This window comes from Saccharopolyspora endophytica (assembly GCF_018070075.1).
GTDB classification, from domain to species: domain Bacteria; phylum Actinomycetota; class Actinomycetes; order Mycobacteriales; family Pseudonocardiaceae; genus Saccharopolyspora; species Saccharopolyspora endophytica.
The window spans coordinates 243,057-256,385 of the sequence record NZ_JAGPXE010000011.1; the positions used below are offsets into that span (position 1 = coordinate 243,057).

Consider the following 13,329-nt stretch of genomic DNA (forward strand, 5'->3'; position numbering starts at 1 on the left):
CGCGTCCAGTGATCACCGACCCTCATCGTTGGTCTTCCGGCCGTTCAGAACATCCGGCGATGCCGCCGTTACGCTCACACGTCCCAGGTCACGGGCAGGCTCTTCACGCCGTAGATGTCGGCGCTCTCCGGGCGCAGCGAGACCTCCTCGGCCGGTACCGCCAGCTGCAGCGTGGGGAAGCGGTCGAGCAGCGCGCGGAACGCGACCCGCATCTCCACGCGAGCCAGCTGCGAACCCAGGCACTGGTGGATGCCGTAGCCGAAAGCCACGTGCCCCGCGGCCTCGCGGTGGAAGTCGAGCACGTGCGGCTCGGTGAAACGCTCCGGATCACGGTTGGCGGTGTTGTACGAGAGGATCACCGGCGAACCGGCCTTGACCGTCTGCCCGCCCAGCTCGACGTCTTCCAGTGCCGTTCGCATGAAGGTCATGGCGACGGTCAGGTAGCGCAGCAGTTCCTCCACGGCCCGATCGGTGACCGAAGGGTCGTCGCGCAGCTCGGCCAGCTGTTCCGGGTGCTGCAGGAGCGCGAAGGAACCGAGGCCCAGCATGTTCGTCGTGGTGTCGAGCCCGGCCGCCAGCAGCAGCAGGGCCATCCCCTTCAGTTCCTCGTCGTCCAGATCGCTGTCCATGAGATCGCCGAGGATGTCGTCGGTGGGGTTCGCGCGCTTGGCGGCCACCAGTTCGGCGATGTGCTCCATCGTCGCCGCGTAGCCCAGGATCAGGCTCTCCTCGTCGCCCTCACCGTTGAGGAACGAGTCGACCTGCTGCTGGAAGGTGTTGCGGTCCGCTTCCGGCACACCGAGGAGCTCGGAGATGACCGTGGCGGGAATGGGTTTCGCGAACGCCGTCACCAGATCCACCCCGGGCCCGGCCTTCTCCATGGCGTCCAAGTGGGTGGCGGTGATCTCCTCCACGCGTTCGGTGAGCAGCCGCATCCGGCGCACCGTGAACTTGCCCATGAGCGCTTTTCGGTAACGGCGGTGCTGGGCGCCGTCCATGAAGAGGAACTCGCCCGGCGAGGCGGGCGGGATCTCGACGTCCCCGTAGTCGAGGGTCGGATGGCGCATGAGGTCCTTGCGGGCGCTGAACCGCACATCGGCCAGCACGGACCTGACCAGGTCGTACCCGGTGATCAGCCAGCCAGGCCGTCCGCCGGGGAACTCGTAGGGGATGATCGGGCCGTGCTCGCGGGCCTCCAGCAGTTCCGCCGCCGGGTCGAAGGGGCAGCCCGGCGCACGGGGCGGCGCCGGCGTGCTGACGGTGTACGTGAACTCATCCATGGTGGTCGTTCCTCATCTGGCGGTCGTCGGTGTCCGGTGTGGTCTCCACGCGCAGTAGCGCCGCGGCTTCTTCCAGTGACGTGGCCACTTCCTGTGCCGTGTCCCCGACCGCGATGACGTGGCCGAGCCGGTCGTAGGCGTCCCTCGGCGGCCGGACGGCGCGGCCGGACGCTCCGGTGACGTGCACGGTCACCACACCGGGAACCCGTGCGGCGTCGTCGGTGCCGGCGACCGCCGTCAACCGGCCCGCCTCTCCCGCGGTGAGGAAGCGCAGGCCCGCGTGCCGGTGGCGCTGCGCTTCGAGGTTCACGGGAAGTCCCGCGGTCGCGCGGATCTGCTGTTCCAGCAGGTCGATTCCGGTCGCGGTGCGGATGAGCTCGGGGATCATGCCACCGGCGAGCCGCCCGTTGATCTCGATGACGACCGGCCCCGACGCCGCCAGCCGCGTCTCGACGTGGGCCGGGCCGTGCCCGAACCCGACGGCTTTGAGCGCCTGCCGGGCGACTTCCGCCAGCTCTTCCCGCTGCGCCGGAGCGAGGGTTGCCGGGAACAGGTGCCCCGTCTCGACGAAGTGGGGCAACGGGGTCGTGGTCCGCTGCGTGACCCCCACGCACACGGCTTCGCCGCCGGTGCAGAACATCTCCACGCTGAACTCGGGACCTTCCACGAACTCCTCGACGAGGACCCGTCCAGGACTCCGCTGTCCTCGCGCGTTCTCGGTGACGGCCAGCACGCGTGCCGCGTGCTCCTCAGCGGTCGCCTCGTCGGCGCACCACAGCACGTTCTGCGAGCCGGATCCGTCGACCGGTTTGACGACGCAGGGCACGCCGACCGCCGCCACCGCCTCGCCGACCCCCGCGGTGTCCTCGGCGACGGTGAACGCGGGCTGTGGCACGTCCGCGTCCCGCAGGGCCGTCCTGGTGAGCTCCTTGTTCCGGCAAGCGGCGGCCGCCTCGGCCGACTTGCCGGGCACGCCTAGTGCCTCGGCGAGGCGGGCCGCGTGCCCCAGGTAGAAGTCGCTGGTCGTGGTGACGCCGCCGACCGCGCGCGAGCCGATCGCGGCCAGCACGGCCGCCTCGTCCTCGGTGTCGCAGGTGATGACCTCGCAGCCGGTCGCCGCCAGCTCGCCGTAACGGCCGGGGTCGCGGGTCACCAGGACGGGCGCGAAGCCGAGCCGGGTCGCGGTGCGCAGCGCGAGCATGCCCGTGCCGGTGGTGTTCGACTCCACGAACACCATCGTTCGGCGCCCATCGCGCGGGATCGACGCGTACGACCAACCGGTCACGGTCGTGCCGAACGGCACCCGCGCGGGCTCCACCGCGATCGGTCCGGCGGGTTCGTGCCGGTAGACGGTGTCGGCGTAGCGGTCACCGCGGTCCGGCATGATGCCGACCAGTCGCGTGCCGGGCTCGGCGTGGGCGGCCAGGTGGGTCAGCACGCGGTAGACCGAGCCGGACGTGTTGCCCGCGAAGATCTGCTGCTCCCGCGCGAGGCGCCGGGTTGCGTCGAACGCCTCGTCGTCGGAGAGCCAGTGCACCTCGTCGAAGAGCCGGTAGTCGAGGTTGTCGGGGAACAGGCTGTTGCCGAGGCCGCTCTGCTTGCGCGTCGCCAGATCGGGCTGGCCGAACAGGACGCTGCCGACGCAATCCACCCCGACGACCTTGAGCTCCGGGAAGCGTTCGAGCAGCGCCGCGGACGTGCCGCACAGCGACCCACCGCTGCCGACGGAGCCGACCAGGACGTCCAGCGTCCCCAGGTCGGTGACCAGCTCGTCGGCCAGGCTCCGGTAAGCGGCGGGGTTCTCGGGATTGCCGTACTGGCGCGGCCAGTACGCACCGGGCAGCTCGCGCAGGAGGTCCGCGAGGCGTTCCAGCCGGGCGCCCTGCCATCCTTCGGACGTCATCGCCTCGACGGTGTGGACCGTGCAGCCCATCGCCGCCAGCTTGGCGCGGGTGACGGGATCGATGCGCGGATCGGTGACGATGTGCACGGGATGCCCGAGACGGGTCCCGACCAGTGCGAGGCCCAGCGCCATGGTGCCCGACGAGCTCTCCACGATGGGAGCGCCTTCCGCCAGCGCTCCCGTGCGGCGCGCTTCGAGGATCATGCGGCGGGCGACCCGGTCCTTCATGGCGTACGGGTTCTGCAGCTCCAGCTTGGCGTAGACCTCCACGCCCTCCGCTGCGTCCGCCTGCAGCCGGACCACCGGCGTGTTGCCGATGGCGTCGACGAGGGTGTCATAACGCATGCGTGCTCCCAGGGACGGTGCCGAACGGGACGGGGGCGGACCGGTAGACGGACGTGGTGCCGGGCAGTCGTGCGCAGGCGGCGCGCGCCGCGGTGAGCGCGTCGGCGTGGCCGGGGTCGCCGGCGTCCAGCAGGAGCCCGGCCATGGTCCCGCTGTGGGTGCACACGACACCGGCGGCGCCGAGTTCGCCCGCGATCCGGATCAGGGCGTCGAGGTTGCGCTTGGGCAGCCACCGCTGGTTGAGCACGGCGCTGCGGGTGGCGACGGCGCCGACGGCGGCCAGGTCCTGAGCACCCACGGCGGTGGTGAGGTCGTCGGCGAGACGCGCGTATTCGACGGCCAGCGCCGGTGAGACCCGCCGGCCGCGCCGGTTGTGGGCGACGGTGTCCACCAGGCCGCCCTCGTCCACGGCGACGACGGTCGCGGGTGGCACGCTGCCGAGCCGGGTGCGGAGCCGGACCCTCCGGTGGTCGAACAGCACGACACCGGGGTGCATGACACCGTCGGTCGGCTCGATCGGACGCAGCCAGTCCTCGACGCCCGAGGGCGAGACGTCCAGTCCGAGGACGCCGCCGACGGCCCGTGCCGTGGCGACCAGATCGGCGGAGGAGCTGGCGAGGCCCTTGCCGACGAGCAGGTCGCTGTCGAGGATCAGGGTGCCGCCACCGGCCGCGTCGCCGGTGGCGAGCATGGCGCGGACCAGCCCCAGCGACTTCGTCCGGTTCGCGGGGTACACGCGCGGCGGGCCGCCCCGGTCGTAGCGGAACCACGCGCGGGTGCCGTGGGTGATGGGGAACGTGGCCAGGAAATCGGTGCCGTCGGGCAGGACGCCCTGGAGGAGCTCGCCGAACGTGCCGCAGGCCGCGGCGGCGCCCTCGTTCAGGTCGACGCCCGCGCGGCGGGCGGCGAGTGCCGGTTCCGTCATGCCGACCTCCTCCTGCGCGCCGCGTTGTCGGCCCACGCCGCGTCGAGGGCGTCGAGTTCCTCGCTCTGCTCGGCGAGCAGTTCCCGCACCCGTTGGGGATGCGCGGAACCTGCCGACTGCTTCGCGCGCAGCCCGAGATCGACGTCGAACGCCTCCGCCAGCAGGGCTCCGAGGTCCTCGCCGCCGTCGAGGACGTGGCCGGACTCGGCGGCGGCAGCGCACAGCAGGGCGGCATCCGGCTCGCCGGGGCGAAGTCCCCGCTCCACTGAGGTCTTGACGTAGCGGCCGGCGATGATCTGGGCGGTGCGCCACGGCACGCCGCAGGTGAGGGTGAGCCGGTTGGCGAGTGTGAACCCGCCGAGGTGATCGTCGGCGCACGCGGTGCGCATGCGATCGGTCCGGAAGCTCGCCCCGGCGATGACCGCGTGGGCGAGGCGCAGCGCCGAGCGCATGGCGTCCACCTGGACCCGCAGCTGGCCGCCGACCTCCTTCGAGACCTCGACGGTGTTGCTGTACGGCGTGTTGCGCTGGCCGGCGACGATGTCGGCCGCACGACCCGCGACCTGCGCGCAGCGGCCCCGGATCCGTTCCAGGACGGGGAAGTTGCGCTTCTGCGGCATCGCGGCGGAGATGCCGGCCAGCTCGTCGGGCAGGTCGAGGAAACCGCGGTCGCTGCCGCCCCAGTCCATGAGGTCGGTGGTGAAGCGGCTGAGCGCGACCGCGTGCTGCGCGAGATCCGCCGCGATCGACGTGGCCCAGGATCGGGAAGCGACGGCCACCAACGCGTGCGGCTGAGCGCGCGCGAACCCCAGCAGGCCCGCCATGCGGTCGCGGTCCCACGGCAGTTCCTGCCCGGCCATCGTGCCGGAACCGAGCGGGCAGGCGTCGCACTCGTCGTAGGTGCGCAGCATGCGGCGCAGCGCGGCGACCGTCTCAGCGGCGAGCGCCGCCAGGTGGAAGCCGGGGCTGACGATCTGCGCTGCCTGGCCGTGGGTGTATCCCGGCATGGGCGTGTCGGTGTAGCGACCGGCGAGCGCGACCACGGTCCGCGCGAACGCGAGCAGGTCGTCGGCGACGGCGGCGAGGGATTCGCGGGCGGCCATCAGCTGAGCGCACGCCTGGAGGTCGTTGCGGCTGCGGTCGACGTGCCAGGCCGGGAAGGGCGCCACGGGGCCGTCTTGCACGTGGCGTTCCACGGCGAAGGAGATGTCGGACATGTTCTGCGCGGGGTCGGCCCGCACCGCGTCCGGGCTCAGCGCGTCGAGCCGGGCGGCGAGAGCGGCGGCCCCGTCGGCGTCGACCAGGTCCATCCGGACGTACTCCAGCAGCAGGACCTTCTCGATCGCGACGTAGTGGCCGAGCAGGTGCTCGGCTTCGTAGGCGAACTGCGGAGCGAGCACCTCCTCGTGCCAGACCTCGCTGGGGACGCCGTCGATCCGGCCGGTCACCTTCATGCCGTTCCCCCTTGATGTTCGCGGCGCAGTGCGGTGGCGAGCCCGGCCACCGTCGGGTCGGCGAAGAAGGTCCGCAGCGACACTTCGGCGCGGTAGGCGGCCGTGAGCGTCGCGAGCATCTTCAAGGCCTGCAACGAATGTCCTCCGAGGCTGAAGAAATCCTGGTGCACATCGGTGACTTCGGTACCGAGGAGGTCCCGCCACACCGCGGCCACCTCCCGCTCGCACGCCGTCGACGGGGCGACCGCGGCGACCGGAGCGGCGCGCCTCGGCCCGACGCCGGTGACGGCGCGGCTCGGACCGAGCTGCGACAGGCGGGTGTCCGGGGCGTCGAGCGCCGTGGCGAGCAGGCGGAGGTAGTCCGACAGCAGCGCCTCGACGGTGGCGCGGTCGAACAGGGCGACGTCGTAGACGACTCGGACCAGGTCGTCGGTGAGGTCCAGCAGCAGGTCCTCCTCGCACGAGGAGACGGGAGCACCGAGAACGCCGCCGGGATCGTGGTTGAAGGCGAGCTGGTACAGCGGTGGCACGCCGGGTGGTCGCGGTCCGGCCACCAGCTCGACCAGGGTCTGGAACGGCATGTCGTAGGCCTCGTCGGCCTCGACCGCGGCGGCCACCCGGCCCACGAGCGCGGTCACGCCCGGATCGCCCGCGACGTCGACGCGCAACACCCGCATGTTGACCAGGGCACCGACCATCGGCAGCGTCGCCGCCTCGGCGCGCCCCGCCACGGGAAGGCCGAGCACGATGTCGTCGGAACCGGAGAGGTGGTGCAGCAGAGCGACGTACCCGGCGAGCAGCAGCACCACCGGGCGGGTTCCGTGGTGCCGGGCGGCGTCGGCCAGGGAAGTGCGGACGTCAGCGGGCAGCGCGGCGCGCACCTCGGCGCCGCGGAACGTGCGCGTCGACGGCCGGGGCCGGTCCAGGGCAACGGTGTGGACGGGTGGCAGGCCCGCGAGGCGTTCGCGCCAGTGGGCCGCGAGTTCCGCGCGCCGCGCGGGTGTGAGGCGGGCGCGCTCGCGCCGGGCGTGTTCGCCGTAGGTGCACGGCAGGTGCGGAAGCCTGGGTTCGCGCCCCTCCTGCTTGGCGGCGCAGATCTCGGTGAGTTCGGCGCGCACGTTGAAGCTGGACGCGGTGTCGTAGACGGCGTGGTGAGCGGCGAAGAGCACCGACCAGGCCCCCTCCCCCAGTTCCACGACCGCCGCGCGCCACAGCGGCGGGCGCTCCAGGTCGAACGGCCTGCGCGCCAACGCCTCCCGCAACGCGCGGATCCTCTCGACCTGGTCGGCGTAGCCGACTCCGCTCAGGTCGACCTGTTCGACCGGCGATTCCACCCGGTCACGCACGTCCTGCGTCAACCGTCCGTCGACGACGCGGAGCCCGGTGCGCAACGACTCGTGGCGCGCGGCCAGCAGCGCCAGCGCCGCGACGAGATCGCCCGCGACGAGATCCGCGTGCACCGGGAACTCGTCCACCACGCAGTACGTCGGCGGATCGTGGGTGAGCCGAGCGGCGAACCAGGCGCGCTCCTGCGCGTAGGAGGCCGGTGGCGGCCGGTCACCGCCGAGGGCGGATCGGTCCCGCACGGTCGTCCTCTCCTCCCGGTGCGCCGAGCCCTCGTGCGGCGCGCAGCGCGGTGCCGACGAGCTCCGCGATCCGCGGTTCGTGGTCGTTGAGGAAGAAGTGGCCGCCCTCGAAGACCTGGAGCTCGAAGGCTCCCGTGGTGTGCTCGCGCCAGTGCTCGGCATCGGCGATCCCGACGTGGTCGTCGCCGTCGCCGGTCAGCGCCACGACGTCGCAGTCCACGACGGCACCGGGCCCGGCATCGTAGGTCTCGGCGGCCCCGTAGTCCGCGCGCAGCGAAGGCAGTGCCAGCCTGACCAGTTCGGGCTCGTCGAGGACCAGGCTGTCCGTGCCCGCCAGCCGCCGCACCTCCGCGATCAGGCCGTCGTCGTCGAGGAAGCGGATCCCGCGGTCGACGCCCCGTCCGGGGGCACCGCGCCCGGAGAGGACCAGGGCGTGCGGCGCGCCGGCGCGACAGGGCCAGTTCGAAGGCGACGGCGGCGCCCATGCTGTGCCCGAACAGGACGAAGGGGCGTCCCGCGATCAACCGGTCCAGCTCCGGCGCGGCCCCGCTCGCGAGCTCCTGCACGCTCCGCAGGCACGGCTCGCGCAGCCGGTCCTGCCTGCCCGGGTACTGCGCGGCGAAGACGTCGGCTTCCCCGGAAAGCCGCTGCGACAAGGAGAAGTAGCCGGCCGCGGCCCCTCCCGCGTGCGGCAGGCAGACCAGCGCGACCTCGGCGTCCGGACGCGGGTGGAAGCGGCGGAACCACGAACCGGCGGGGGTGCTGGGTGATGCCATGTCGGGGTCGGTGTCCCTTCGTCCTCGGGTCAGCTGAGGTAGTCCTCGGGCCCGCCGTCGCGGACCGTGTCGAGGGTGAAGCAGTGGAAGCCGCCGCCGAACAACCGCCGATGCCGGTGGCGCACCGGGACGACGGTGAACTTCGCGTCCTCCAAGACCCGGACCAGTTCCGGGCTGGCCTCGTTGACCAGCACGGTCTCCTCGTCGACGGACAGCACGTTGAGGTCGATGAAGGGGCTCGTCAGGATGAGCGCGTCGGAGTCGTAGCGGGGGAAGTTGTTCTCCTGCGGTGTGGGCGCGACGATCCGGTCCCAGCGGCGCAGCGGGTCGGGCAGCTTGTCGGCCACCGCGTCGGAGCGGACCAGCAGCAGGCCGGGGCGCAGCGCGAGCACCATGCTGTCGATGTGGCTGTCGCTGAGCTCGTGCACCCGGTGGACGCGGAAACGTCCTTCGAGGTGGCGCTCCAGCCAGGTGACGCCGAGCGCGTGGTTCTCGGTGGAGATGTTGGCGACGATGTCGTTGCCGAGCCTCAGGCACTGCGCGGCGTCGAACATCATCTCCAGTCCCACGTCCCACGGTGAGGAACGCGGGTCCTCGATGGGTTCGGTGGGCCCGCCGACGGTCGCGGTGCGCGCGTACGACAGGTCGAAGGACGCGTCGGTCATCATCGGACGCGGCATGACGGTCCAGCGCGCGCCGTCGCGGAAGTAGTCGCGGAACAGCGGCTTGAGGAACTGCGTCTCGAAGTAGCGGGAGCGGATCATCGGCGAGGTCTCGATGATCTCATCACCGAGGATGAGGGTGTTGTCGCGGAGGTTCAGCGGCGGGACGACGGAAGCCGACCACGCCGGTGTCGCGACCTCCCCGGTGTCGGCGGACAGCGGGAGCGGCCGGTGCACGGTGACACCGAGGGAGCGCAGGGTGTCGGCGAGTCCCTCCAGGTCTTCGTTCAGCTCGTCGACGTAGCGCCGAGCCACCGGCGTGCGTTGCCTGCCCGCTTCGCCGCCGCCAGCGGTCAGCCGGGGGTAGTACCACTCGGAACGGCCGGCTCCCCCCTGTTCGGCGTTGTCGTGCACGAGGTTGTCGTGGAAGAAGAGATCGAAGGAGAGTTCCCTCTCGTGCGAAACGTAATTCTCCGCGGATCCGACGACGACTTCCCGCAAGGGTGACCACTCGTCAAAGCTGTTCAAATGCACGCAGGACACCGCCTATTGATCGGGGGTGACCCGATAATCCGCGAACCCCCTGACCACCGCACCGGCGTTCACCGCCGTTACGGTCGCGAAAGCGCCACCGCACCGATTTTTCCTGATATGAAATCGGAGGTCTTTTCGAACATCACGATCGCGCGGGGAGTGCGGAGACTCATGCAGAACTTCCACCAGGACGACCCGGTTCTCGACCGGTTCCATTTCCTCGTCAACGCACCGGCGTTGTTCAACGCCGTCACCACCGCCGCCGAGATCGGGATCTTCGCCTTCCTGTCCGAGAAACCGGGTGCCGAAGCCGACGAGATCCGCGCGTTCAGCGAACTGCCCGCGCACCAGCTGCGCGTCCTGCTGCAGGCGGTGTGCTCCACCGGGCTGCTGGAACGCAGGGACGGCGGCTACCACAACTCCACCGTCGCCGAGGAGTTGCTGGCCTCGGACGGACCGGACAGCTGGCGGCACATCCTGACCGGCTGGAAGGAGGTGTACTACCCGGCGTTCGTCCACATGACGGGCGCGCTGCGGGCCGGGACCAACACCGCCCTCGACACGCACCCCGGCGACGAACCGACCCTCTACCAGCGGCTGGCGCACGATCCGCAGCTGGAGGAGGTCTTCCACCGCGCGATGACCGCGTTCACGCTCCGCTCGGTGGACGCGCTGGTCGACCAACCCGTGTTCGCCGACATCCGGCACGTCCTCGACGTGGGCGGCGGCGACGGCAGCACGTCGGCGCGGCTGGTCGCGCGCTACCCGGGATTGCGGTCGACGGTGTTCGACATGCCGAGCGTCTCGCGGCTCGCGGAGGACACGCAGGCGGATCGGGTCGACCTGCTCGCGGGCGACATCTTCACCGACCCGTTCCCCGAGGGGCCGGACGCGGTTCTGTTCAGCCACGTCCTCGAGATCTTCGACGGCGACGACATCCTGCGGCTGCTCCGCAAGGCCCACGCGTCGTTGCCCTCGGGCGGCAAGGTGTTGCTCTACGGCTACAACGTGTCGGACGACGAGACGGACGGGATCTTCGGCGCCCGGCTGGGTCTGTACTTCAACGTCCTCGTCAGCGGCCGGGGCATGGCCTACCCGGCACGTGACTACGAACGCTGGCTCGGCCAGGCCGGCTTCGAGCAGGTCGGCACGACCAGCGGCCTCCCCTACGAGCACGGGCTGACCACAGCCGTCAAACCGTAACGACCGGGCCAGTGCGTGTTGAGGAATTGCTCTGCTTGGCGGTGCGGGTAGCAGAACCTGGTCGGCTCCGTGGACTCCGTGCGCCGCTCCTGATGTATGCCGATACACGGCGTCCCGGCGTACTCGCCACGAAGCCGATCAGAACCTGCGGCGGTGCCGGCTGAGTCCCACACCTGAAACAGCAGGGGCTCCGACGCATTCATCAGCAGGGCTTAGTGCGACGGTAACGGTGGCCATCTCGGATGTGCGCGCACGACGACGGCGGGAGGCTGGAGGAGATCTGCCTTCGTCCGTTGAGGATGCCCCACCATGACTCTTCCAGGCCTGCCCCCGAACGAGCGTCGCCGTTACCGTTCGCCGCAACAGGACAGCGCTCGCTGGGACGACTTCCCGCTGCGCGATGGTGACATCGTCATCAGCGCACCGGCGAAGTCCGGCACGACGTGGGTGCAGATGATGTGCGCACTGCTCATCTTCCAGGAGCCCGAGCTGCCGCAACCCCTGTCGACGCTGTCCCCGTGGCTGGACCAGCTGTTCGTCTCGCAGGAGGAGATGTACGCGAAGCTGGCCGAGCAGGACCACCGCCGCGTCATCAAGACGCACGTCCCGCTCGACGGCCTTCCGCTCGATCCGCGCGTCAGCTACATCGTGGTCGCCCGGCATCCCCTCGACCGGGCGCTGTCGCTGTACCACCAGGCCACCAACATCCATGCGGAGTGGTTGCGCGCCTTCCAGAACGAACCGGACGAGCAGTCTTCGCACCGCCCCCCGCTGACGCTTCCTCCCGTGCGCGAGTGGCTGCTCAACTGGTGCACTCCCGGGGCGTCCGACGAGGAGAACCGGGACATCGCCGCGGCCGAACTCCACCATCCCCTCGACGCCTGGAACCGGCGCGCGGAGCCGAACGTGCGGCTGATGCACTACGACGACCTCGCCGCCGACCTGGAGGGCCAGATGGCATCGCTGGCGGAATGGCTCGGCATCCCGCTGGACGAGGCGAACCGCCCCGAGCTGGTGAAGGCCGCGACCTTCGACGAGATGAAGGCCCGCGCGGACTGGGTGGCACCGGACAAGGAGGTTCTGGTGAACCCGTCGGACTTCTTCCACGGAGGGCGCTCCGGCGCCGGACGCGACGTCCTGACCGAGGACGATCTGGAGGCGTACCGGAAGCGGGTCAGCGCGCTGGCTCCGCAGCCGTTCCTGGACTGGCTGAGCCCCGAACCACCCGCTTGAGGTGCCTTTCCGGCCAGCCACCACCGGCGGGCTACGCGGATACTCGATCCGCGTAGCCCGCCGGTCGCTCCTTCACCCTCGGCAAGAACGGGGGAACCTCGACGTCACCGAAGCGCTTGGCGAAGACCCCTACGGGTCAGGTTCTCCTGGCCGGGGAAGAACAGCACGAGGTGAACATGAGCGCGCAGCCACGGGCCGGCCGCTCGTCCGTGGTCTCGTTGGTCAGCCGCCCATGGCCTCGACCAAGCTCGCGGGACGCAGGTCCGTCCAGTTCTCCTCGACGTAGGCCATGCAGGCCGCGCGCGTGTCCTGGTCGTGAGCGATGCGCCACCCGTCGGGCACATCGGCGAACGCGGGCCACAGCGAGTGCTGCCCCTCATCGTTGATCAGCACCAGGAACGTGGCATCGGGATCATCGAACGGGTTCACCCCGCTCACCGCCTTTCTGAGTCCTCTGCACACCGGTTCACCGCAGACCCCGTCATCGTCGTACCGACCGCCCCACCAGGAATCCGTGACCACCGCCGTTACAACATCTCGGGCGACCGAAGCGACCCGCCCTCCTCACCGGCGACCAACCCGGGTTCGTTCCAGCAGCCCCGGCTGCATCCGATGTTCGGAGGGATGCAGCCGGTGATGACCAGTCGCGCAGGTACACGGCACCGGCGACAAGCCCTCGATGATCTTGCCAAGATCAAAAACAGCCACTCCACAACTCCGCAGTGAAGGTGTCCATGAGCGGCATGCTTGACCACGAGAAGCGGGACAAGAACAGAAAAATGAGGGCTCCCACAGGATCTGACCTGCGGAAACCCGTACGACGCTCAGCCACGCCGACACCCGGGTCTTGCGTTGGCGCTCCAACACAGGCCGATCTTGCCGGCAGTGAGCAGCTAGTGGTCTCGCTCGTGGCCGTCACGGGACTCGTCTTGCCGCCGCCACACGCTGAGCGCGGTTGCGCCGAGCGTGCAGGCAAGTCCGAGGAAAATCAATGCTGGGACGGCCAGGACGATGCCGAAGACTACGATCACGATGCCGGTCGCGATCAATGTTCTCAGGAATCGCCGCTGCGTGGACGAAGGCATCGGCCCGGTGGCCACGCGTTCGGCGAACGCGGGATCGTCGGAGACGAACCAGTCTTCGATCTCCCTCAACCGTCGCCGTTCGTCTCGGCTCAACATGACGCGCCTCCGATGCAGCCCGTTTCAACGCTGGTAGCGACCGCTGCAATCGCTGCAGTAGTGCGGACCGAACGACCAGGCAGTACCGCGCCAACCGTCTCGATAGCTGCGCCGCCAGATGCCCGGCCACACATCGCCGTGCACCATCACGTCGCTCTGGGCCCTGCCGCAGCCATCACAGATGAGACGAATTGTGGAAACGTTGCCCGATCGGTCCGACCCGTTCCGATCGGTGTCCGGTACGGCG

General features: G+C 70.4%; 10 protein-coding genes and 1 pseudogene. 2 read left to right on the plus strand and 9 right to left on the minus strand.

Annotated features, from left to right (window positions below; all coding sequences use genetic code 11):
- Positions 1 to 74 precede the first annotated feature (74 nt).
- The 7 genes and pseudogenes from KBO27_RS24390 to KBO27_RS24420 form a co-directional block, all read right to left on the minus strand.
- Entirely contained in the window at positions 75 to 1,280 is a 1,206-nt protein-coding gene (locus KBO27_RS24390; RefSeq protein ID WP_210972214.1) for a cytochrome P450, read from the minus strand.
- Positions 1,273 to 3,528 carry a pyridoxal-phosphate dependent enzyme gene (locus KBO27_RS24395; RefSeq protein WP_210972215.1) on the minus strand — a complete coding sequence of 752 codons (2,256 nt, stop codon included), beginning with the start codon at positions 3,526 to 3,528 and terminating at the stop codon, positions 1,273 to 1,275. The genes KBO27_RS24390 and KBO27_RS24395 overlap by 8 nt, the downstream gene beginning before the upstream one ends.
- On the minus strand, positions 3,518 to 4,453 hold the full coding sequence (locus KBO27_RS24400; RefSeq protein ID WP_210972216.1) for a GHMP family kinase ATP-binding protein: 936 nt from the start codon (positions 4,451 to 4,453) through the stop codon (positions 3,518 to 3,520). The genes KBO27_RS24395 and KBO27_RS24400 overlap by 11 nt, the downstream gene beginning before the upstream one ends.
- A complete protein-coding gene (locus tag KBO27_RS24405; RefSeq protein WP_210972217.1) occupies positions 4,450 to 5,907 on the minus strand; it encodes a lyase family protein in 1,458 nt (485 codons plus the stop codon). The genes KBO27_RS24400 and KBO27_RS24405 overlap by 4 nt, the downstream gene beginning before the upstream one ends.
- Positions 5,904 to 7,493, minus strand: coding sequence for a condensation domain-containing protein (locus KBO27_RS34695; RefSeq protein WP_210972218.1), 1,590 nt, complete (start codon positions 7,491 to 7,493; stop codon positions 5,904 to 5,906). The genes KBO27_RS24405 and KBO27_RS34695 overlap by 4 nt, the downstream gene beginning before the upstream one ends.
- Positions 7,465 to 8,269 (minus strand): annotated as a pseudogene (locus tag KBO27_RS34865) (thioesterase II family protein). Before KBO27_RS34865 ends, KBO27_RS34695 begins: the two are co-directional and overlap by 29 nt.
- A gap of 29 nt (positions 8,270 to 8,298) precedes the next feature.
- The gene (locus tag KBO27_RS24420; RefSeq protein ID WP_210972219.1) at positions 8,299 to 9,465 is read right to left on the minus strand and encodes a glycine amidinotransferase; all 1,167 of its coding nucleotides are present in this window, start codon (positions 9,463 to 9,465) and stop codon (positions 8,299 to 8,301) included.
- Between the two features lie 171 nt (positions 9,466 to 9,636).
- Between KBO27_RS24420 and KBO27_RS24425 the strand changes: the two genes are divergently transcribed.
- Positions 9,637 to 10,668, plus strand: a complete 1,032-nt coding sequence (locus KBO27_RS24425; protein ID WP_210972220.1) for a methyltransferase — start codon at positions 9,637 to 9,639, stop codon at positions 10,666 to 10,668.
- 309 nt (positions 10,669 to 10,977) lie between these two features.
- A complete protein-coding gene (locus tag KBO27_RS24430; RefSeq protein ID WP_210972221.1) occupies positions 10,978 to 11,901 on the plus strand; it encodes a sulfotransferase domain-containing protein in 924 nt (307 codons plus the stop codon).
- 222 nt (positions 11,902 to 12,123) lie between these two features.
- Here KBO27_RS24430 and KBO27_RS24435 read toward each other — a convergent pair whose 3' ends face one another.
- Positions 12,124 to 12,330, minus strand: coding sequence for an MbtH family protein (locus KBO27_RS24435; RefSeq protein WP_210972222.1), 207 nt, complete (start codon positions 12,328 to 12,330; stop codon positions 12,124 to 12,126).
- Between the two features lie 464 nt (positions 12,331 to 12,794).
- Positions 12,795 to 13,082, minus strand: a complete 288-nt coding sequence (locus KBO27_RS24440) for a DUF3040 domain-containing protein (protein WP_210972223.1) — start codon at positions 13,080 to 13,082, stop codon at positions 12,795 to 12,797.
- Between the last annotated feature and the right edge of the window lie 247 nt (positions 13,083 to 13,329).

What these genes read in the sequence shown, in the direction of transcription:
- KBO27_RS24395 (WP_210972215.1), bottom strand. Translation starts at nt 3,528, where the DNA reads ATGCGTTATGACACCCTCGTCGACGCCATCGGCAACACGCCGGTGGTC.
- KBO27_RS24440 (WP_210972223.1), bottom strand. Translation starts at nt 13,082, where the DNA reads ATGTTGAGCCGAGACGAACGGCGACGGTTGAGGGAGATCGAAGACTGG.
- KBO27_RS24430 (WP_210972221.1), top strand. Translation starts at nt 10,978, where the DNA reads ATGACTCTTCCAGGCCTGCCCCCGAACGAGCGTCGCCGTTACCGTTCG.
- KBO27_RS24405 (WP_210972217.1), bottom strand. Translation starts at nt 5,907, where the DNA reads ATGAAGGTGACCGGCCGGATCGACGGCGTCCCCAGCGAGGTCTGGCAC.
- KBO27_RS24390 (WP_210972214.1), bottom strand. Translation starts at nt 1,280, where the DNA reads ATGGATGAGTTCACGTACACCGTCAGCACGCCGGCGCCGCCCCGTGCG.
- KBO27_RS24400 (WP_210972216.1), bottom strand. Translation starts at nt 4,453, where the DNA reads ATGACGGAACCGGCACTCGCCGCCCGCCGCGCGGGCGTCGACCTGAAC.
- KBO27_RS24425 (WP_210972220.1), top strand. Translation starts at nt 9,637, where the DNA reads ATGCAGAACTTCCACCAGGACGACCCGGTTCTCGACCGGTTCCATTTC.